General features: G+C 57.1%; 17 protein-coding genes. 5 read left to right on the top strand and 12 right to left on the bottom strand.

All coding sequences use genetic code 11. The features are described from left to right. Positions 1–613 precede the first annotated feature (613 nt). The 7 genes from B9A24_RS21250 to B9A24_RS21225 all read right to left on the bottom strand — a co-directional run bounded on the left by B9A24_RS21250 (position 614) and on the right by B9A24_RS21225 (position 7,991). Positions 614–3,133 (bottom strand): TonB-dependent receptor plug domain-containing protein, encoded by a 2,520-nt coding sequence (locus tag B9A24_RS21250; protein WP_084448145.1) that lies wholly within the window; start codon positions 3,131–3,133, stop codon positions 614–616. Between the two features lie 138 nt (positions 3,134–3,271). Next, positions 3,272–3,472, bottom strand: a complete 201-nt coding sequence (locus B9A24_RS21880; protein ID WP_143435170.1) for a hypothetical protein — start codon at positions 3,470–3,472, stop codon at positions 3,272–3,274. Positions 3,473–3,864: 392 nt separating this feature from the next. Next, positions 3,865–4,536, bottom strand: coding sequence for a hypothetical protein (locus B9A24_RS21245; RefSeq protein WP_084448143.1), 672 nt, complete (start codon positions 4,534–4,536; stop codon positions 3,865–3,867). Positions 4,537–4,722: 186 nt separating this feature from the next. Next, on the bottom strand, positions 4,723–5,712 hold the full coding sequence (locus B9A24_RS21240; protein WP_084448141.1) for an IS110 family RNA-guided transposase: 990 nt from the start codon (positions 5,710–5,712) through the stop codon (positions 4,723–4,725). 325 nt (positions 5,713–6,037) lie between these two features. Continuing rightward, on the bottom strand, positions 6,038–6,505 hold the full coding sequence (locus B9A24_RS21235; protein ID WP_084448139.1) for a DUF6756 family protein: 468 nt from the start codon (positions 6,503–6,505) through the stop codon (positions 6,038–6,040). A gap of 395 nt (positions 6,506–6,900) precedes the next feature. Further along, on the bottom strand, positions 6,901–7,692 hold the full coding sequence (locus B9A24_RS21230; RefSeq protein ID WP_084448137.1) for a Fic family protein: 792 nt from the start codon (positions 7,690–7,692) through the stop codon (positions 6,901–6,903). Then, positions 7,689–7,991 (bottom strand): hypothetical protein, encoded by a 303-nt coding sequence (locus B9A24_RS21225; RefSeq protein ID WP_084448135.1) that lies wholly within the window; start codon positions 7,989–7,991, stop codon positions 7,689–7,691. The genes B9A24_RS21230 and B9A24_RS21225 overlap by 4 nt, the downstream gene beginning before the upstream one ends. A gap of 163 nt (positions 7,992–8,154) precedes the next feature. On the opposite strand from B9A24_RS21225, the gene B9A24_RS21220 reads away from it, so the two are divergent. Both B9A24_RS21220 and B9A24_RS21215 read left to right on the top strand, forming a co-directional pair. Next, positions 8,155–8,898, top strand: coding sequence for a ParA family protein (locus B9A24_RS21220; RefSeq protein ID WP_084448132.1), 744 nt, complete (start codon positions 8,155–8,157; stop codon positions 8,896–8,898). 17 nt (positions 8,899–8,915) lie between these two features. Then, positions 8,916–9,407: a hypothetical protein gene (locus B9A24_RS21215; RefSeq protein ID WP_084448130.1), complete on the top strand. Its 492-nt coding sequence runs from the start codon at positions 8,916–8,918 to the stop codon at positions 9,405–9,407. Between the two features lie 85 nt (positions 9,408–9,492). Here B9A24_RS21215 and B9A24_RS21210 read toward each other — a convergent pair whose 3' ends face one another. After that, on the bottom strand, positions 9,493–10,437 hold the full coding sequence (locus B9A24_RS21210) for a replication initiation protein (protein ID WP_084448128.1): 945 nt from the start codon (positions 10,435–10,437) through the stop codon (positions 9,493–9,495). A gap of 1,567 nt (positions 10,438–12,004) precedes the next feature. Here B9A24_RS21210 and B9A24_RS21205 point away from each other — a divergent pair. Further along, positions 12,005–12,403: a MobC family plasmid mobilization relaxosome protein gene (locus tag B9A24_RS21205; RefSeq protein WP_084448126.1), complete on the top strand. Its 399-nt coding sequence runs from the start codon at positions 12,005–12,007 to the stop codon at positions 12,401–12,403. Beyond that, positions 12,400–14,160 carry a relaxase/mobilization nuclease domain-containing protein gene (locus B9A24_RS21200; RefSeq protein WP_084448125.1) on the top strand — a complete coding sequence of 587 codons (1,761 nt, stop codon included), beginning with the start codon at positions 12,400–12,402 and terminating at the stop codon, positions 14,158–14,160. The genes B9A24_RS21205 and B9A24_RS21200 overlap by 4 nt, the downstream gene beginning before the upstream one ends. A gap of 82 nt (positions 14,161–14,242) precedes the next feature. Here B9A24_RS21200 and B9A24_RS21195 read toward each other — a convergent pair whose 3' ends face one another. Then, positions 14,243–15,919 carry a MutS-related protein gene (locus B9A24_RS21195; RefSeq protein WP_084448122.1) on the bottom strand — a complete coding sequence of 559 codons (1,677 nt, stop codon included), beginning with the start codon at positions 15,917–15,919 and terminating at the stop codon, positions 14,243–14,245. A gap of 295 nt (positions 15,920–16,214) precedes the next feature. On the opposite strand from B9A24_RS21195, the gene B9A24_RS21190 reads away from it, so the two are divergent. Beyond that, the gene (locus B9A24_RS21190) at positions 16,215–16,871 is read left to right on the top strand and encodes a recombinase family protein (protein WP_084448120.1); all 657 of its coding nucleotides are present in this window, start codon (positions 16,215–16,217) and stop codon (positions 16,869–16,871) included. A gap of 406 nt (positions 16,872–17,277) precedes the next feature. Here B9A24_RS21190 and B9A24_RS21185 read toward each other — a convergent pair whose 3' ends face one another. From B9A24_RS21185 to B9A24_RS21175, 3 genes are all read right to left on the bottom strand, one after another. Continuing rightward, complete coding sequence (locus B9A24_RS21185) at positions 17,278–17,910, bottom strand: hypothetical protein (protein ID WP_143435169.1); 633 nt, start codon at positions 17,908–17,910, stop codon at positions 17,278–17,280. Next, positions 17,907–19,082 (bottom strand): RHS repeat-associated core domain-containing protein, encoded by a 1,176-nt coding sequence (locus B9A24_RS21180; protein ID WP_159452135.1) that lies wholly within the window; start codon positions 19,080–19,082, stop codon positions 17,907–17,909. Before B9A24_RS21180 ends, B9A24_RS21185 begins: the two co-directional genes overlap by 4 nt. Before the next feature lie 230 nt (positions 19,083–19,312). Further along, positions 19,313–19,759: a hypothetical protein gene (locus B9A24_RS21175; protein WP_084448112.1), complete on the bottom strand. Its 447-nt coding sequence runs from the start codon at positions 19,757–19,759 to the stop codon at positions 19,313–19,315. Position 19,760 lies beyond the last annotated feature (1 nt).

Raw genomic sequence — 19,760 nt, 5'->3', positions numbered from 1 at the left:
GAATCCTGGTCAGTATTAAGTAGTTATGCCCCTGTAACACTGAAACTAGCAGGGAAATGAATGTTAGCTGCCGCCCGCTGGAACATAGCCGGAGCCCCTGCAGCCGTTTGTCAGTTATCATAATGGCGATTCTCGGACAACAGCACGCCCAACGGGACGAAAGCCAGCGGCTTTCTTAACGTCGGGCGTGGGCGCTTTGACGAAGAGCAGCGTGCAGAAGGTATCGCCCCCATCCAAGCGTTACTGCACCACATACCCTTCCTGTATTAACTTGCGGACGAGCCGATACTAGGCTTCATTCAGGTCCACCGCCCCTGTATCAATGCTAAAAGCATTATTACCAAAGCCGAAAAGGGAAAGTGCTGGTTAACTATAGTTAAGCTGGCGCAAGTCAGTTGAAATGCGTTGTTTAAGGTATAGTTCCAAGCTGTATTCTGCCCTCACCGATAGTAACGCCGCGCTCTAGGGGGCGTTTGGCCCACGAATAGTCCTTCTGCCAATAGTACTTCTGCCGCAAGTACCTGCCCGCCCCCACCGTAGCCTCACCCTTTCTCCCCGTCGCGGCGAGGTCATAGGTCCGTCACCCTTCGGGAAAGCACGCTGGAGACTTTTTTTACTTTGCTACGCTAAACTCGCCTACGCCCATGCCGGGCGTACCACCGTCAGATAAGCCCTCCACGGCCACCCGAAATGTGCTTACGTCGTCGGAGCAGTAGAACGACACCTGGGTTTGGCCCGTGGCGTCAGTGCGCAGGGCGGGCGCCCAGTAGAGCGTGGTGCTGCGGTAGTCGGGGCGGGGCGGGGCCGGTTTGGCGGCACCCTCGTAGCGCGGAGCATAAAACGCGCGGGCCCGGTAGTAAGCCGGCAGCACCGCCGTCACGATGCCGGGCGCGGGGGCTTTGGAGTAGTCATAGTTGCTGCTGCCGCGCTTGGTAAAAATAGCAATGACGCCCCCACCAGCACGGCTGCCGTAAATGGCTGCCGAAGGACCCTTTAATACTTCTATGGTCTCAACATCAAAAATCGGAATTGTATTGATGGCAGTTATATCAATCGGAATACCATCTAGAATAAATAACGGCCCATTGGAGTCCCTAACAATACCCACAGAGTTACCCCGAATCCCCACCCGATAATCGGGGCCAGGGCCCACCGTTACGCCGGCCACTCGCCCTTGCAAGAGCTGCAATACGCTTTGGAAGGAACTGCTGCCCGGAATATCATCCGGCTTGATCACCGCATCAGCCCGTGAGTACAGCCGCCGGGCATCAACGGGCGGCTTTGGTATTTTGCGGCCCTCCACCGTTACGCCTTTCAGCAAAATAGTTTTCGTGGTATCGGCCCGGTACTGGCGCTGGGCAGTTAGCTGCTTTTTGCTTTGCTCCAGATAGGCTGCCACAACCGGCTGGGGCTGCGACGGCAGCGGCCAGGTGAGAGCCGTAACGGTGGGCCAGCGCGGATGGAGCTTTATAAGCAGGTTGCTGCCGCCCTTTTCCTTGCGGGCCTGTACCACCACGCGGGCCGTGTCTTTGCCTTCGAAGCCGCCCACCACAAAACTGCCATCGGCGTCGGTATTGGCTACGGCCATTCCCTGGCTGGGTCCCGCCTGAAAGATAGTGAGCTGACTTACACCGGCCGGTTTTTCATTGGGGCGCACCACTTGCCCGCCCACGCTCAGGGTTTGCTCCAGGGCGAAGGGTCTGGGGGGCATTTTATCGTCGATCAGCTCTTGCCATACGAAGCGCCGCCAGCCTTGGGTGAGCAGCAGGTTGTCGAGGTGTTGGGCCGCTTCGAGGGTTTTATTCTGAAAGTAGTAGCCTGGATTCTCCACGTAGCCCCGTAGATCGGAGCTTAGCAGCAGATGGGTCAGAATGGTGGTTTCGGGGTTCTCAGCCGCGCCGGTCGCCTGGCTATTGGTGACCGCCAGGGAAAGCTGCGCGGCCACGGGCTGGCCGGCGCCATCGGTTACGGCCACTGTCAGATTAACTTTTTCGCGGGGCGCGTAGGAGGGTTTATCGGGCGTAATGCGCACTTGCAAACCTGGCTGGGAATCAACAAAAGCCAACCGCTCGCACTGCGGCGCCCCTTGCCCATCAAACAGGGTGAAGTGCGCAACACCAGCCGGAAACTTGCTTTTTGCAATCCGAGCGGCGTAGCCTTCATTGCCCGAGAGCTGACCCTTGGCAACATAAGCCACCGTGCCGCGCACGTGCACCATCAGCGTTACGTTTTCGGTGGCAGCCGGCGCGGCGCCCGCTTGGCGCTGCACCCCCACATATACAAAGTCCTTGGCCTGGGTTACTTTCATTACAAAGCCAGCGGGGGCCACGGCGGGCAGCGCGTACTCAGCGCGCGTGCCATCGGGCAGCACGGCGGCGGCCTTGTATTGGCGCCCCGGCTGGGGCGTCAGCAGCACGGTGCCCATGCCCGCGTGCGCGGTTTTGAAGGTGCTCACCGCCTGCCCCAGATCGTCGGTGAGTTGCCCACTTACATCTATGCCGCGGCCGTAGCCATCGGTCGCTTTGAAGGCAACCACGGCGGGCAGCCCAGCCACCAGATTGCCACCTTCCGGGAAAAACTGCACATCGGTTTTGGCCGAGATGGGCGCCGCTTTGCGAGTCACTGACCTGGCGCCGCGCTTATTGGCGGCCGTAGCGGAGGCGGCTTCGGGGCTGGCCTGCCACACGGGCAGGCGCTTGGAGAAAAAATAATCGGGGCTGAAGTTGCGCATCCAATTGGTATAGGCACGCACCGTGTAGGCTCCCTGAGCCAAGGTATCGGCCAGCTCGAAATCGGCGGCGGCCGTGCCTTGGTTTAGGCGCAGCACGCGCTGGGCTACCACGCGCTGGTCAGGCCCGACCAGGTCCACGTACAGCACCCGGCTCACTGTATCGGGGCGGTGCTGGGCGCCATCCACCACGTAGGCCTTCAGCCAGATCGTTTCACCGAGGGCGTAAAAGGCCTTATCGGTATGTAGGTAGCTCTTTTCCGGAAAGCTGCGCACGTAAAATCCCTGTAGCCGACTAACCACTTGGCGTAAAAAGTCGTCGGCGGGTGTTCGTTGAAAACTACCTAACAGGAGCAGTGTCAGTAGGCCGACTAATCGCAGCTGCAGGTAACGGGGATATCGCATGTAGGTAGTTTAAACAGGCTTATTAAGGAACAACTAGATACATCATCGTATTATAAATTTCCGGCTCCAACTGTTCCTGGACGGAGAGACAGCAACCAGCAGGGCCTCAACTGTACTGCTATGATTAACATAGTTACACTACAGAATTTTAATACTTATAAACTCAGTACGCGGACTTACCCAACGGGTATCCATCTTCACAAGCTCGCGTCGGCCCTCTGCGCAGGTAAGGAGCAGGCGCCGCAGCCCCAGATCAATGCGCACCACCACCAGATCCATCGCGGCCTGCGCCCACGCTCGTGAGCTACCCAGCACCAGCGGCCGGAGTCGGCCCAGCAACTACGGGCCACGATGGTGGACCAGGTGTTTTTGCCGCCATTTCCCGCACGCTGGCTAGGGTTGGGCTGTCCTTGGTCCGTTACAGTCGTGCCAGGGGGAGGAAAGCGAGCGACTTTTCCACTTTGCTCCTGTAGGGAAAGCCAGGTAACGTAATAGCCGTGCCGGTGGCAAAACTACCAGCCGTGAATCGCTTGGGTCACCTCGGTGCCTAGGAAGATCTAAACCGGCAGGAGGAGCGCTCCCCGTTGGCAGCTGGTTGGGCTCGCATAGGTTGTTGTCAACCTACTGCCTGACTTTTGCCACCGCCACAGACCTTCTCGGACAGAGCGTTAGCCTGCTCGTGGGCCTACGACCTCTCCTGCGCTGTATGGCCCGACCCGAGCCCCTTTCGGTCACGGGCGCGACCCAAAGGAGTAGCGCACCCCCGCGCTCACGCTCGGATTCGCCGCGTGCAGGCGCCGGGGACTCTGCACTTGCCGGTTCAGTACCGCCTCGGCCGTGACCTGTAGGCCGGCCCCCACCTGGTAGCGCACACTCGGGCCCAGCGTCAGGCAGACGCCCGTCGCCCGGCTCGTGCCCAGCTCGTAGGGCTCGCCCGATCCCGCCGTCATCGACTGGCGCGCCACCGCGTGCACCAAGCTCAGGCCCCCGAGCACATCCACCTGGAAGCGCTGGGCGGGGCGGTTGAGCAGGGCGTAGCGGGCCAGCACCGGCACGAGCAGGGCGCGGATGCGGCTCGTCCGGGTCCCGTAGTCGACCACCCACTGGCCCGTGCTCGGATCCAGGGTCTCGTAGCTCGCGCGGGTATGGCGGTAGTCCGTATCATAGGCCGCGCTCACTTCCACGCCCCAGCGGGGGCGCAGCTGCACGCCCAGCGTGGGCACGAAGGACTTCAGGTTGACCGCCCCACCTTTGGGCAGGGGGCAGCCGGCGAATAAGCCCCCCACGCCCACAAATACTTGGGGCGAGTGGGCCCGAGCAGGAGCATCCGGGGTTTGCGCCTGCCCTACCCAGGGAGCCAGGACGAGGAGCAAGCTACCGAACAGGGTACGAGGAAAGAGCATCGAGGGCGACTGAAAGACGGAGGAAGGCCCAGCTGCTCCCGGCTAGGGGAAGAAGCTGAAGCAGCAAAAGCGGTCAAATATAGCCGTACTGGGACCGAAGTCAATAGAACTTTAGCGATAAAATGGGTAAGCAGAGTATGGAGGCCCTATCTTACCATTGGTCATTAACAAGAACTGTGTTAGAAGTCAAGCGGTGGGAGCGAGTTTTGAGCTAAAATCAGCTTGGTAGGGCACGCCCGATTTGATGATGGCAAAGGCCTGCTTGAGCAGCTTGTTGCAGACCGCAATCAGGGCTAGTTTCTTGTTCTTGCCCTTGGCCACGAGCCGGTCAAAGAGGGCCGCACAGGCCGCGTTCGTTTTCTTCGCCGAGAAGCTACACATAAAGAGCTTACCGCGAATCAGCCCCCCGCCCATTTTGGTGATGCGCACCTTGCCCCGGATGCTGGTGCCGGAGGTGTGTTCGCGCGGCGACAAGCCGGCCATGGCAATGAGCTGCCGGTAGTTATCGAGGTGGGTGAAGCCCCCAGCAAAGAGCAGCAGCATACCCGCCGTCTTGCGCCCGATACCGGGAATGGAGCATAGCAGCGTCATCTGGGCCGCAAAGCGCAGTTCTAACAGGGCCAGCAGTTCGGCCTCGACTGCATCCACTTGCTGCGTCAAGCTTTTAAGCGTCTGCTGAAGACGTTTCAACGCGAGCTTGCTGATAATAGGTTGGCGTTGCAAGGCCTCCAAGGCATTACTAACCATGGTTTTTTGCTTGAGCAGCTGCTCGCTCACCTGTTCGAGCTGCCGGCACTCGACCAGTACCGTTTCGTCGGGTTGCCAGACTTTGACCGGTTGCTGCTGGCCATAGCGCAGCAGCCACTGGGCATCTTTGCGGTCGCTTTTGCCTTTGCTTAAGTGCATCTGGATAAAGCGCTTGATGACGAGTGGATTCAGCACCGCTACTTGCCCACCCTGCTCGTGCAGGTAATAGGCCAGGGCCAAATTATAGGTGCCGGTGGCTTCCATCACAAACCGGCATTGTGCCCCACAGGCCTGCACTAGCTGCTGAAAGCCAGCTTTACTATTGCTGACTTCCAGGTGCTTGACGTGGTCATTCACGTGGTAACAGATGGCCAGCGTGGCTTTGCTCACGTCAATGCCAACGATGGGAAAGGGCGATGGGGAATCCATAGTGGGGCAGGTTGAAGGGAAGGGAAGAGCTAAAAAGGAATTCTAGGGAGTCTTTTATTATCCTGATACAGGCTCTGTGGCCTCACGGAACTGTCCAAAGTAGCCCTAGAAAAGAGAGGGGATTGTCATGTTAAACGAGCTCATAATGGCCCCATAATCGATGAATCTTACTCCTCCCTTTTCCTTCTCAGCAGCCCTCATTACGAGGCACATGCGAACATAGGATAACAAGAGTTATAAGCGGGGTCTTGAGAAAATCGTAGATTCTATCCACCTTTTCAGCTGAAGTAATACATAACTTTACTGCGATAGCCTCTGCATTTACCTAGTTAGTTGTAGGCGATAGCAGCGTGCGCATCTTCGTTATCATGTTTCCTGCACCAAGCAGGACGTCATGGTCTGTTTCGCATAAGAGCCACGCATACTTTTTGGATACGAGATAATACTCAAAGGCATAATGTTCGTCAAGAAGGCGTTCGATGGCTTGGACAGTGCCTTCAAAGAGCCAGAACTTCGTGTCACATGCCACAAACCATACCTTCTCCGATTCCTCCACCAGGCTGGGTAAAACCTTATATGCTTGACCATTCGCAAAAGGCAGCTGACAGTAAGGTTTCTTTAGGTTATCCCAGGACCAGGAATAGGGACTAGTAGAATTGTATTGGATAAAAAACGTGGTTTCTATCCGGCGCATAATAGAAGGCCAGGTATGAATACCAACGGCAGCAAACTCCGCCTCGTCTAGACCCAACTGTCGTGCGAGCTGAAGCAAATTGTTTTTGAATTCGGTCATGACAGATACCCCCTAGAAGGGGCGGGAAAGATACCGTCCTTGGGTGAATTATGAGCATAAACTGAAATCCTGCACTATTATAAGGTCCGATAAAGCGGGCGGCGTTATCGGACCTAAACTTAAAGAGTGTCCATTGGCGATTATAAGGTCTGCTAGCTCGGGGGCTGTCTGGCCCCTGCTGCGTGCTTCCCGCTATGGCACTAGTTGACTATACGTCGTAGAAACAGCAAATCTATAGTGCCCGTGCTTTTTACTCGACCGAGAAGGTCTAATCCAAACCTCCTTATTGACCTATAATAACATAGGTAATACTAGTAACATGAATAATATCAGTAACACAGGTAACATAAGTAACACTGTGAGTTGTGTGCTCTAATGTTGGTTACATTATTGAATCACAGGCTATACCCTTCCGGCGGGGTGACTGCCGTGAGTTGATAGGTCAATGATTTTGCGTGCTGGCCACGCATAAAATCAAGGAATACGGTCAAGTCCTCTGCGACGCGGCTTTGTTCCAAAGCAGAGAAATAGGCCTGCCGGTCTTCGCGGAACACGATAGTCAGCGGCTGACGGTAGTACCGCTGCACGTAGTTCATTAGTAACCGAGAGGTGCGCCCATTGCCGTCGTTAAAGGGATGAATACTCACCAGGCGCTGATGCGCCTCAAACGCCAACTCCAACTGCTCGCGCAGGGTGGTGGCTACCGGCATTCGAGCCCGCAGGTCGTCAGTTAGGGTTGCCACCATGGCCGGCACCTTTTGGGCGTTGGGGAAGGAACTGGCTCCGACAATAAAGACGCTGCCCCGGCGCAAGTCCCCTTTCGACGGGTCCACCGTACCCAAGGCTGTATTGGTCAGTCGGCCGGTAGACTGCATCACGGCCGCCGCTAGCTCCCGCAGCAAGGTTGGGTCGGGAAGCTGCCGCGCATCCGCCCGCTGTAAGGCCAGGTCTAGGGCACGGGCGTGGTCGCCCAGCATGTCGTAGCCGGCCAGCGGCTTGCCCGGTCCCAGGGTAGGGGTTGCCCCGAGCAGAAAATCAAACGCTTCCAGTACCGTTACGCGGGAGCCCTCAATCATGGTCGAGTGCGCCGACACCATGACCTGGCTTAGCTGCTGGCTGGTCCGCTGCCGGCCAGGCGGCAGCTGCTGCACCTGATCGGTCAGTTGCTCAATCTCCGCCCACGTCATGCCGCTTGGCGGAGCGTGGCCGCCCGTAGCGCCGCCACGTCCACCGTGGCCAGCGGCAGCGGCGCGGGCAGGCCCGCGCCGTAAATTAGGTCTGCGGCCCACGCCGCTAAGTCGGCCGCGTAAATCATGCGCCGTCCAGCCTCGTCCTGGTACTCAGTTTTGCCCGCCATGAACGCCTCCAGACTGGGACGCAGCGCCGCCGGCACGTCCACCAGGGCCTGGTCGGCCAAGGACGGATGGAGGAGCCCGTTTAGGTACTCCCGAAGAGCCTGATACGCATCTTGGGTGGAGGAAGTCATGGGAAGCGAGTAAGGCGGGCCGCACGCGCAGCCACCAAAAGTAGCGATTCTAGCCTGATTTCACCCTATCCCCGGTTCCGTATCGGACAAGTAACATAAGTAATATAGATAACACAGGTACGATAAGTAACACGGGTAACACATTATTAACTACTTTCGGGCCATGAGCAAGATTCTCGCGTTTACAAACCAAAAGGGAGGGGTAGGCAAAACTACGTCCACGGCGAACGTCGGGGCGGGCCTGGCCCGCGTTGGCCAGCGGGTGCTGCTGGTGGACCTGGACCCGCAGGCCAATCTGACCAAAGGCTTGGGCCTGCTCGAGGCCGAGCAGAACGTGTACGGGGCCCTGCTGGGCGAGTATCGCCTCAAAGCCTACTCGCTGCGCGAGAACCTGGCGCTGGTGGCGGGCTCCCCCGCGCTATCGGGGTTTGAGAAAGTGAAGGGCGACGAGCTGGACCGCGAATTTTTGCTCAAGGAACTGCTCGAACCCGTGCGGGAGCGGTGCGACTACATTCTGCTGGACTGCCCGCCGGCGCTCGGCTTGGTCACGCTCAATGCCTATGCCTGCGCGCAGGCCCTCTATATTCCGCTGGAAGCCCAGCTGTATGCCGCCGACGGCTTGGCAAAAGTATTGGAGTTGGTGGGCCGGGTGCAGCGGCGGCTAAATCCGGAGTTAGCCGTGGGGGGCGTCTTCTTCACCCGGCACGATAAGCGCAAGGTGCTGCGTCGGGATACGGCCGAGCAGTTGCGGGCGCAGCATCCGGGCTTAGTGCTCGATACTGTCATCCGCGAGAGCATTGCCTTGGGCGAAGCGCCGCACCTGGGCCAAGACATTTTCACCTACGCCCCGCAGAGTGCCGGGGCCACCGACTACCAGGCGCTGGTCGCCGAAATCCTTACCCGCTAATCCGCTACCTGCTTCCCATGCCCAAAACCTTCAAAAACCTGCCCCGCCCCGGTGAGCACCCTGCTCCCAAGCCCACGTCGGAACGCGACTTTTTTGATCTTAGTGACGACCGCGAGCCAGTAAAAAAGGCGGCTGAATCACCAAAAACGGTAAGTAGTATCGGTAACACCAGTAATACGAGTAATACCAGTAATACTGGTAATATAGCGAAACCAGATAGCGTTGTTTCTCCCGCCGCCGTGCCCGCTGCTGCCAGTGCCGCACCCGATGGCGTACGGCAGACGTTCGTGCTGAGCCGGGGACACTTGGAGCAGCTGCGGGATTACGTGCACGCCCGCCGGGTCCAGGGTGAGTATACCTACTCGCAGAAGCAGGCCCTCCAAGAAGCCTTGGACTTGCTCTTCGCCGGGGCTGCCCCCGCCCCGCCCCGCCCCGCGCAGGCCCGCGAACAGGAGCAGCAGCGCCGGCAGCGCATCCAACAGGGACGACAGGCCAGCACGGGAAAGTAACCCAGCACCGGGGCCTGCTACTCGCCGCGCGCGGTAAGCTTCTGGGTCGGGGTGGGTCTTGGCAGGGGAGGAGGGAGCAGCAGCCCTACTTCCCTTGTTTGGCGGATGGTGTTTTCAGGCCCAGGACCGTGAGTAATAGCCCGGCCGGGTTCTTACTGGCCTTGATCTTGTCGGTCTTAAGGCGGTACATGAATTTGAAGAGTTCATTGATGAGCTGCTCGTCGCCCGTGATTTGGCTGACCAGCTTGGGGTCTTTGATGCCCAGCCCTTCCAGGTGGCGCCGGGCCATGAGCAGCTTGGCTTCCTCCGGGGTTTCCTCAAAGGGAATCGGGAGCTGCTTGGGTTGCTGCTTGGTCACGTAGAAGCGCACGGCGTGGAAAGAGCGGCCCTGTTTCAGGAGGGTATAGCCAATCTTGAGCTCCGTGTTCTCGTTTATCTGCCGCACGGCAATGTCCAGCACCTTGGCCTTCAAATCGCTGATGCGCTGAAACTGATCGGGCTCCTTGCCCTTGGGGTCCTTGAGCTTGAGCATGAGTTTAAACTCATCCAAGTCGTAAGTTTTGGTTTCCCCAATATCCTTCCACTGCGAGGCCAGCTGATAAATCCGCTTGGCGTACTTGCTGGAGATCTTCAGGGCCGAGAACAGCTGGTAGGACGTGAAGTTGTTCTTGAGCTCGAACAGGTAAGGCCGGATATCCTCCGAGAGGCGAATGCGCAGGTGGCCCTGGCCCTTGACGTACTCCACTTTTTGAAACATCCAGAGCTGCACATAGCTCTGCTCGTTCTCCACCTCGAACATGCGCGAGCCCATGGACTCGGTGGCTTCCTTCAGTTGCTTGTAGTGCCACTCCCGACCCGTCATGGCCACCACTTCGCTCATGTGGATCTGATACTCCTGGTTGGGTTTATCCTCCCGGCGCAGCTTGGAGAGCAGAAAGAACAGCAAGTCCAACTGGCAGGCCGTGTAGTCGTAGCGCGCCGTGGTGATGGCATTGTGTTGGCGGACTTCCAGAGCTTCTGAGGGTTCCATAGCAGCGAGGGGTGGCGGACAAAGATAACAAAGCACCTAAAAACTACAACTGTTTTTACAAGGCGTTTTTAGCTGATAAAAAGTCGTCGCTCGCCCCCAGATTGACTGATAAAAAGTCGTTTTAAACTGATAAAAAGTAGTAGTTCACTGATAAAAAGTCGTTTTAAACTGATAAAAAGTCGTTTTAAACGCCTGTAACCACTACAAAATCAGATAGTTGTGCGTTCTGCAAATAGACAAATACTTAAAAATACACAAGTTGTTGTTTCGCGCGAGGGGAAAGGAATAGCTTTTAGGACTCGTGCCAGAGCGAGCAAATGGCACCCGAAAAACAGCAAAACAAGCGGCACAAAATAGCCTTAAATGGGCGCGCGGCGATTGTACTATTTTAATACTTGTTTATACTTTATTTGATGGATAAAGTAAAGGCACCTGTCTTCCCCTAGCACCTGAACGTAGGGTGGTCTTCGCCAATTTGCCGGTAGTTCTCCGTAGCGCGAGGCCTCGCCTGGGGGGCACAAATGAATTACGACTTTTTATCAGTCGGATTAGACCGAAGGTACGGTATCCCGTTTCTACTACCTTCTCAGGGCCTGATTCTGAGCTGAAGAAGATAAATGACTGATAAAAAGTCGTTTTTAGTAGTCATTTATCTTTCGCGACCAGCGAAGAGGGTACCGTCACTACACAGGGAGGGGTAAACAACTAGGGAAAGCCTCCGACTTTGCCTTACCCAGGTTTGGCAGGCGGCGGCTAGGCCGCAACCAAGTCCCTACCAAAGGGGGCTTCAGCCGGCAGGGGCTGGTCAGAGAAGCTGTCCTCGCCGTGCCGGTTCAGGAGGCGGTAGGTGAGCCGTCTTCTCCGCGTTCTGTGGCCAGGTCGTGCTCCCGGGTTTTGGCCTTGGTTAAAAGGTTGGTTTTGCGCAGGAAGTCCTAAGCAGCAACCTACGGTGGAAGATCACGGCCTACCAAGCCAAGCACCGGTTGGGGGCACACGATGACGCGTTGCCGCTCCTGGTGGTGCCCTCACCGGGGCAGGCTATAGCAGCCCCGCACGGGACCGGGCCTATTTGTACTTTCCCTCCCGCTAGTTTCTTTTTACTTATGGCCAGATGGCCAGACAGTCCGACTGCAACGCCGAGCTCCTAGGCGTCCGAATAGCTAGGGGACTGAGCTTTAACATAGCCTAGCCTCATCGCTTTCCAGGATCACGGAAGCGCGGGCCACCGTCCTGCTGTCCCGCCGTACCAATGGCCCCCTACTATGAAGGAACAAGTTCACCCTGGGAGGAAGTAACAAGGTCACCGGGTTACTGCCTTACAACAGGACAACCTTATAGGAGCACCGCCATGGGATACTACCGCCCCCTAGTACCATAGCTGTTGGGCGACTAGTCACCCAGTGAGCCTTCCCTTCCAACCTAAAATACTTCACCCACGATTAGCCCCATCCGACTCGTTCTGCGTATCTTGTGCTGGCGGTAGGGAGCAAGATAGGTTTTGCTCGCGCAAAACATCTTGCTTTTGGCTCCTATCGTCGCCAAAAGATCCCCCTGACTAGTCACTGCCATGCCGGAACTACCTGCTGACTCTGCTACTACCCCGAAGCCCAAGCGCCTAGGTGGCCGGCCCAAAAAGGATCCCGCTGATAAGCTGAAGAGTATCACCACGCACGTATCCGTGGCGCGCTACGAGGAGCTGGAGGCGGGCGCAGCGGAGGTGCGGCAGCCCATCTCGCAGTATGTGCGGCCCCTGGTGGAGGGGGGAATCAAGCCCCGGAAACGGCCGGTGCTCCAGCTGTCGGGGGAGCAGGAGGGCTACCTGCGGCAGCTGGCGGGCCTGGCAAACAACCTGAACCAGCTAGCCAAGAAAGCCCACCAAAGCGGGTTTGGGGCGGTGGGGGAAGAGGTAGTACAGCAGGCCAGGAGAGTTAGTCAGTTATTAGACTATTTCGGGGACGTCGCATGATCAGCCGTACGACCATCGGGCGCAGCTTCGGGGGGCTGGTACGCTACCAGTTCGAGGGGCGTAAGGAGTTGCCCAGCGACAAGCAGGCCGAGGTGCTGGCGGCCGTGGGCGTGCGGGCGGACAGCGCGGCCCACATGAGTACGGACTTCAACCGGGGGCGGCAGCTGAACCCCAACCTGGGCCAGGCAGTCTGGCACACTAGCCTGAGCTTTAACCCGGACGACGCGGCCAAGCTCGACAGTGCGAAGATGCGGGCCATTGCCGAGGGCTACGTGCAGAAGATGGGGCTCGACAAGACGCAGTATGCCATCATCCGCCACCACGACCAGCCGGACAATCAGCACCTGCACATCATCGCCAATCGGGTGGACAACGACGGGCAAACTATCAAAGACGGGCAGAATTTCTACCGCTCGAAGCAGGCGCTGACCGAACTGATTCAGGAGCACGGGCTGACCGCGCCGAAGGGTTTAAGGGTCGAGAAGCAGCACCCGGGGCAGCTGCACGGGGTGGACCACACCCGGCATGAGCTGCGGGAGGCGCTGCGCACGGCGCTGACCACCACTACCGATGGCAAGCAGCTACGGGAGACGCTAAAGGAGCAGGCCATTACCTTCAAGGTATTCCAAACCAAGGAGGGGAAGCCGACCGGGATCAGCTTTGCCAAGGACGGGCAGACGGTGAAAGGGTCGGCGATTGGCCGGGAATACAGCCTGGCCGGGATCGTCCGGCAGCTCGAAGCGAACCAGGCCACGCGCCAGGCCGAGGTGAGCCGCCAAGCGGCGGCGCAGCAGGCGCGAGAAGCCGCCGCCCAGGCGGAAGTACAGCGCCAAGAAGCGCAGCGGCAAGCGGCGGCGCAGGCGGCCAAAGGGCCCGAGCTGCCCGCCATTGAACGCAAGTGGCAAGCGGCTTATCATACGTACACGGTCGGGATAGCGGCCCAAAACGCACGGATTCAAGCCCATAACCAGGTGGTCGATTCGTACAGCGCGCACTTGAAAGCGCATCCCAACACCGAAGGAATACAGGCCGTCGTGCAAGCCATGGGCGCCGCTACGGGTCTGGGCGGATTGAAAATGGAGTTGGAGCGCCAAGCGAAGAGTCTAGCCAGCCACGCGTGGAACGTCGCGCAGACGTACGGTCAACAGAAAGACCTACAAAAGCAGGCAGCAGGAATACTGGGTCTCGGGCTCGGAGCCAAGGCCAAAAAGGCGCAGGAACAGCTGGCGATTCTCGAAGCCAAGGGCCGCTATATCCCCGAGGATAAGCACCGCATGTTTGCCATTTACACGGCGGAGGCCGCGAAACCGGCCCCGGTGCCGGGCTTTGTGGCCTCCGCCTATCACCAGCCCGCGGTTGTGGCCCTGAGCCTGGCCGCCTACGCGGTCCAGCGCGAGGCCGAGCGCCAGTTGGTGGTGCGCGTGATTGAGCCAGTGAACGAAATCAAGACGACGGGCCGCGCCGAAGCCCTGCACCGCACGCTCCTGAGCAAAGGGGCGACGCTGTCCATGAGCCACACGGTCGATACCCAAGGCAACCGGGTGAGTGAATTGGTGGTGCAGTACAACGTGCAGCAGCCTAGCCGCGAAGTGAAGGAGATCAGCCTGGTGCTGGATTGGGCCGCTAAGCAGCCCGGATACGAACTAAAGGAGAGCGCCGCGGACCGGGCGCAGCGCCAAGCTCCCGGCCAGCAGGACAAGCAGCAGGAGCAGGCTCGGACCCCCGGTAAGAGCCGGGGGCTGGGGTATGGTCGATAGGCCAGCTGGGACGGTTAAAGAAGAACCTCTTAAACAGATAAATATATACTCGATGCAGGATAATGGTGCTACGCTGAGCCCTTTAGCCGACCAATTCCTTCTCGCAACTGGTCGAATCAGCCACCGAACTAAGTGCTCCCGGCGTAGGTAGTTGCGGGCTGCTAGGTTGCGCCCGGGTAGCCAGCGTGGCACTGAGCGCCTGCGCGGTGGCGACCACTTGCGCCGGGTAGTGCAGGCGCGCCAACAACCGAATGGCATTGCGCGTGGTCAGCGGACCCGCTTTGAGGCGGTAGTCGAAATACCAGTCTTCCGCCGTGACCGTCTCGCAAAAGTGGTATTCGACATAGCACGACTGCAGTAGCGCGCCCAGCTCCCCATCGTGGGTGGCCGCCACGACCCAGCTGCGCGGCTGCAAGTAGGCCAGCACGGCCGTATTGGCGGCGATGCGCTCCTGCGTATTCGTGCCTTTGAACAGCTCATCCAGCAGCAGCAGGTAGCTGCCGGGGGCCGCCTCGCAGGCCAGCAGCAACTGGCGCATGGTTTCGGCTTCAACCAAGTAATAGCTTTTGCCCGTGGGCAGGCTGTCGGCCAGGCTCAGGCTGGTGAGTACCCGGCAAAACGGGGCGCGGTAGGCGGTGGCCGGGCACGTCGCGATCGTCTGGGCCAGCAGGGCATTCACGCCCAGCGTGCGCATAAAGGTGGTTTTGCCCGCCATATTCGAGCCGGTAAGCAATACCCCCTGCCCGGCCAGGGTCAGGTCATTGGGCACGCACCCGGGCACCAGCGGGTGGTAGCCGGCCTGCAGCTGGATGCCCGCGGCCGCCGGCCCAAAGTGCGGCACGCAGGTGGCGTGGCGCTGGCGGAAGCTGGCCACCGCCAGGGCACAATCGACGTAGCCGACCGCTTCAAAAACCGTCCGAATCGCGGGCGCGTGCTGTTGCACGGCCACCCGGCAACGGGCATACAGCAGTACGTCGAGCAGCAGCAGCATCTTGAGCAGGTCGAACAGATACAAGGCGGCGGCGGCTATATCACTTTGCAAATCGGCTTCCACCTGAAAGAACGCGACTTGCCGCACGAGGGCCCCCAGCCGGGCCAGGGGCGCGGCCAGGCGCTGCAGCGGCCGTAGGGGCAGGGCCGCCCGCTGCAGCGCCTGGCCCGCCCGGTGCAAGCGGCCCAGGTGTAGCAGGGGGCGAACATTGCGCTTAATCCGCGCGTGCTGCCAGAAGTGAAACACCCCATTGGTGAGGGCAAACGCCATCGTACCGAACCAGAGGACGGGGAGCCAAAAGCCCCCGAGCACCGTGGCCACCAGCCCCAGCGCGAGCAGCGGCGCGAAGCGCGCGCCGGGCAAAACGGGCAGGGGCTGGCCGCTAATCAAATCGGTCAGGTAGTACGCCTCTTGGGCCGTCAGCTGGTCGAGGGCGAGCAAGGCGTGCCCGCGGGCCCCGGGTTGCTGGGCCAGCAGGGTGGCGGCCGCCTCAAACTCGTGCAAGGGGGTCTCGTCGGCGAGTGGGCTGCGCAGGCGGTGGTACAGGCACTGCTGGCCGACCCGGCTCACCGTGGCATCGAGCAGGCCAAAGAGCAAGTCGCCGTTCAGGTCCGCCCAGGTTTGGTCCGGCAGGCGGTGGTAGGCGGGCTCGTGCTGCACCGCGTCGTAGTAGCGGCGGGCCAGTAGGGGGAAGTGGGGGGAGGGCGCAGCTGGCTGGTGCCAGGCCGCCTCGAGGCGGCGTAAGCGCGTGCGGGAAGAAGTCCACATAAGAAGTAAGGAGAGCTACCAGGGCGGGGCGGGGAGGTGGGGCCCCTAGTACTTATAAGTAGCACGAAAGGTAGCGAAGCCTTGCTTACCCGGAAAGGAGCACGCCGGACAGCGCGGCGCGGCGGGCCGAAAACCGTACCGATCTCAAGACGAGTCCGAGAACGATCATTATGTATAGCATAGGTTTCTACAGTTAGGTTTTGGGCAGCGGCTTGGACATTATGTAAACGGTCGTTTAATAAATGTCCAAGCCCACTATATTTGTCTTGGATTCCTCTCCCAACCGCCCTCATGCATGCCGTACGTCGCCTACTACCGTGTCAGTACCCTGCAGCAAGGCAAGAGCGGGCTCGGGCTGGCCGCCCAGCAGCAGATGGTGCGCAGCTTTGTCAAAGAAGAAGCGGTGCTGGGGGAGTTCGTGGAAGTGGAGAGCGGCAAAACGGCGGCCCGGCCCCAGCTACGCGCCGCCGTGCAGCTGGCCCAGCGCCGGGGGGCGGTGCTCGTCATTGCCAAGCTCGACCGGCTCTCGCGCAACGTGGCCTTCATTGCCTCGCTGATGGAGTCGGGGGTGGAGTTCGTGGCCTGTGATCAGCCCCAGGCCAACAAGTTTACCGTGCACATCTTCGCGGCCCTGGCCGAGCAGGAGCGCGACATGATCAGCGAGCGCACGCGCCGGGCTTTGCAGGTGCTGAAGGCCCAAGGCCGGCAGCTGGGGACCCCCGCGAACCTAACGCCCGCGGCGCAGGCCCAGGGGCTAGTTATTCGGCAGCAGAATGCGCGCACCCACGAGGCGAATCGGCAGGCCACGGCCTTGATCCTGGCCCGCCTCGCGCAGGGACACGGGTACAATCAGATTGCCCAGGAACTGGAGAGTTTGGGCTTTCGCACCCGCCGCGGCTGCCGCTTCACCCACAAACAAGTCCAGCGGCTAGCCCAACGCGCTACAGAGTAGAATAAGGAGAGCATCAAAAAGTGTGGGGCAATTCAAATCTAGGTTCAGCAGCTATCCGCCCCCTGAGTGCATGGACCGGCCAAGCAACAGGAGTGCCCCACACTTTCTAATGCTCTCCAAGAACACGTCCGTGTCGCTCTCGTTCGCGACGTAGGCCTGCACATAGCCCGCCTGGGGCACGAACACGCGCTTATATAAGCGCTCGTGAGCTGCTGGGCTATATAGGCGCAGTCGGCGTCGAAAAGCAAAAGGCGCGAGTACGCCTTGGGCATGACACGAGGCTGCTGTTGCAGGGCCGGGACCAAGTCTCCCCCACGGTCAGCAGCAAATGCTTAAAAAGAGATCGAAATGTTGCGCTAGTGAGTCACACCCTTACCCGAAAACCAAACTATGAGGACGCGTTAGTCTATGTGATTTTTAATGCTTTTAACGTTTTATACTCCCACTGGCTTAAAAGTGCTTTGGGGTTGTCGCTATACAACAGTTCAATAGTGTTATTGTACACTTGGCTTACCCACTCATTATGCAAATCTTCTTTATTTTTAATAAATGATAACAGCTCCTTCAACTCATTAGTAGCTGTCTGTAATTCTGCATATACAGCTGAGTATGCCACCATCTCGAAATGACGATAAGAACTTTTCCTGTTCTGATAAAAGCTTTTGTATACGTTCACCGGTTTTTGGTGAGAAGTTAAAAAAGCCTTTGCGTTAGCGTTTATCTGCAATGCTATTTCGTTCGCTGTAACTTCTAAAGAATCCTCATTGAATTCCCACCATTGCTTTTTGTTTTGGGTCTTTAAATTTAAGCTAAATGATAAATCTATGGTATCCGACGGCACATATAAAGGTTGAATAAAAGCAACTATTTCGAATCTATTTGAGGAGAATCCTGAACTGTTGAAATAGATACCTTGAAGAATTCCATTATCAACAGGACCATAAAATAAGTGATTCTTGAGCTTCCATGTTGATAATGATGTATCTAGATATTTGGAAAGGCCTTTGACTACCAATGTTTTTACGTCTTTGCTTTTCATCTTATTTCACTTATCTGGTTTGCTTTATTTACTCCAGGTACATTTTTAATGTACTTACCTACTTGACTATCACTCAGCTTAGCACCGCCTGTTTTCAAGTCGAACACTTGCCTAACCTGCCCATTGGAGCGAGTCAGGACTACATCTGCACGAGAGGAGCCTTTGGTTCCGTATGGAACAACTCTTCCACCTAGATATGATCTTTCTGTAGCAACATTCTTCAAGCCTTTTGCATCAATTAAAGTCTGAAATTCTTTATGAGCTGCAGTGCCAAATCCTTTTTGACCAGCAACCTTTCCTGTTGCACTAGTAACATTCTCTTGCGCTTCGCCTGCAAGTTTAGTCAAGGTTTTTCCAAGCTTTGAAACTTGAGCGGCTTCAACAGCTTTTCCTGCAAGTGCACCACCCAGCGCTGAGCCTACGCCAATTGCAGCGTCTTTTGCTACAGATTCAACTGTTATAGCTTTACCCTGTATAGCATTACTGGCAGCTCCCCCTACAGCATTTGCCAAGCCTGAACCTGCAGCAGTAGTTGCTAAACTTGTTCCTGCTGTTAAGCCTGCTAAGCCACCAGTAATTCCCCCCTGTAGAGCTGCTCCTCCGACAGCATTCCAATTTGTGACAGAACCATTATTATATAATTGCATACCAGCTTCGATGCCGCCGCCTAGCAAAGCACCAGCTAGAGCGCCTGCCGCCGCAACTGGACAGGTTGGGCAACGTCCATCCAAGTCATTAAAGCGGACGGCATTGTCCATTCCAAACTGATAAGTAGTCCAGCTTTCCTGCTCGGCTTCCTCGGCATCGGGGTCTGTGACGACCCACCGGCCCAGGGCCGGGTCATAGAAGCGCCAGCCGTGGTCGTGCCAGTTCAGGCCAAACTCGTCCTGTTTCTCCTTGCCATTCCAGCTGTACTGGTTCAGCTCTTTCAGGCCCGGACTGCGCGACAATCCGACTAAGTCGAGGCCAAAGGGATCGTAGTGGTTTTCCTGCACCTGCAGGCCCTGGCGGTGCTCAACCGTGACGTTGTCGAAGAACACCTCCTGCTCGCTCTCGTTGGCCACGTAGGCCTGCACGTAACCCGCCTTCGGCACGAACACGCGCTGATACAGGCGCTCGTAGCCCCCCTGCGCGGCCGTGCTTAGGAGTTCATTTTTCTCCTCGATCAGCACCGAGTCCTGGTTGTAGACCAGTATTCGCAGGTAAGCGCTAAGCACCTTCTGCACGATTTTAACCCAATTAACAGCTAAATCTCCACTAGCCTTATGCTATAACACTTATTCAACCTACCTGGTTGATTTAGTAAAACCTCTATACTTGTGATTATCCACTTATGCAAAGCTGACCATATCGCCATCTTGGGGTACGCATGTAACTTATTACAAGCTAAATAGTGGTGCTGTTAATTATTAGTTTCCTCTAAGTATGTACAAATACTCTTCAAATAGGAAATTTTATTATCTAGGGACACACTTTTAGCAGTGTCTGCATAATATGAATATTCCTTTAATAAATCATTAAAATAAATAGAATTAAATATAATGATATTTTCTTTATCCTTTATGAAGAACCTTTCATGAGTATGGGAAGCATCGATTCTAAATATGTAAATACCGTTGTGTGAGTCACTTGTGTTAAAGAGTTTTTCGACAAAAACATGACCAATATTACCGGTTAATCCATCTTTTTCCTTAGCATAATTAAATAAAAATGTTTTCTCTTTATCCAAAATATGCACACTTAAAGGATGATTTTTTTTATCTACTAAATCGATCCTTTTTTCATTGCATTCATGAAATATAAATAAGCATAATAGAGATGTAGCTGCGTTTTTTAATTTATTTATCATG

This window comes from Hymenobacter roseosalivarius DSM 11622 (assembly GCF_900176135.1).
Taxonomy (GTDB): domain Bacteria; phylum Bacteroidota; class Bacteroidia; order Cytophagales; family Hymenobacteraceae; genus Hymenobacter; species Hymenobacter roseosalivarius.
The sequence above is the reverse complement of the archived record's forward strand: the minus strand, read 5'-3'. Positions and strand labels throughout refer to the sequence as shown.

Coding starts and splice junctions, on each gene's coding strand:
- B9A24_RS21250 (WP_084448145.1), bottom strand. CDS start 3,133: ATGCGATATCCCCGTTACCTGCAGCTGCGATTAGTCGGCCTACTGACA.
- B9A24_RS21245 (WP_084448143.1), bottom strand. CDS start 4,536: ATGCTCTTTCCTCGTACCCTGTTCGGTAGCTTGCTCCTCGTCCTGGCT.
- B9A24_RS21240 (WP_084448141.1), bottom strand. CDS start 5,712: ATGGATTCCCCATCGCCCTTTCCCATCGTTGGCATTGACGTGAGCAAA.
- B9A24_RS21235 (WP_084448139.1), bottom strand. CDS start 6,505: ATGACCGAATTCAAAAACAATTTGCTTCAGCTCGCACGACAGTTGGGT.
- B9A24_RS21230 (WP_084448137.1), bottom strand. CDS start 7,692: ATGACGTGGGCGGAGATTGAGCAACTGACCGATCAGGTGCAGCAGCTG.
- B9A24_RS21225 (WP_084448135.1), bottom strand. CDS start 7,991: ATGACTTCCTCCACCCAAGATGCGTATCAGGCTCTTCGGGAGTACCTA.
- B9A24_RS21220 (WP_084448132.1), top strand. CDS start 8,155: ATGAGCAAGATTCTCGCGTTTACAAACCAAAAGGGAGGGGTAGGCAAA.
- B9A24_RS21215 (WP_084448130.1), top strand. CDS start 8,916: ATGCCCAAAACCTTCAAAAACCTGCCCCGCCCCGGTGAGCACCCTGCT.
- B9A24_RS21210 (WP_084448128.1), bottom strand. CDS start 10,437: ATGGAACCCTCAGAAGCTCTGGAAGTCCGCCAACACAATGCCATCACC.
- B9A24_RS21205 (WP_084448126.1), top strand. CDS start 12,005: ATGCCGGAACTACCTGCTGACTCTGCTACTACCCCGAAGCCCAAGCGC.
- B9A24_RS21200 (WP_084448125.1), top strand. CDS start 12,400: ATGATCAGCCGTACGACCATCGGGCGCAGCTTCGGGGGGCTGGTACGC.
- B9A24_RS21195 (WP_084448122.1), bottom strand. CDS start 15,919: ATGTGGACTTCTTCCCGCACGCGCTTACGCCGCCTCGAGGCGGCCTGG.
- B9A24_RS21190 (WP_084448120.1), top strand. CDS start 16,215: ATGCCGTACGTCGCCTACTACCGTGTCAGTACCCTGCAGCAAGGCAAG.
- B9A24_RS21185 (WP_143435169.1), bottom strand. CDS start 17,910: ATGAAAAGCAAAGACGTAAAAACATTGGTAGTCAAAGGCCTTTCCAAA.
- B9A24_RS21175 (WP_084448112.1), bottom strand. CDS start 19,759: ATGATAAATAAATTAAAAAACGCAGCTACATCTCTATTATGCTTATTT.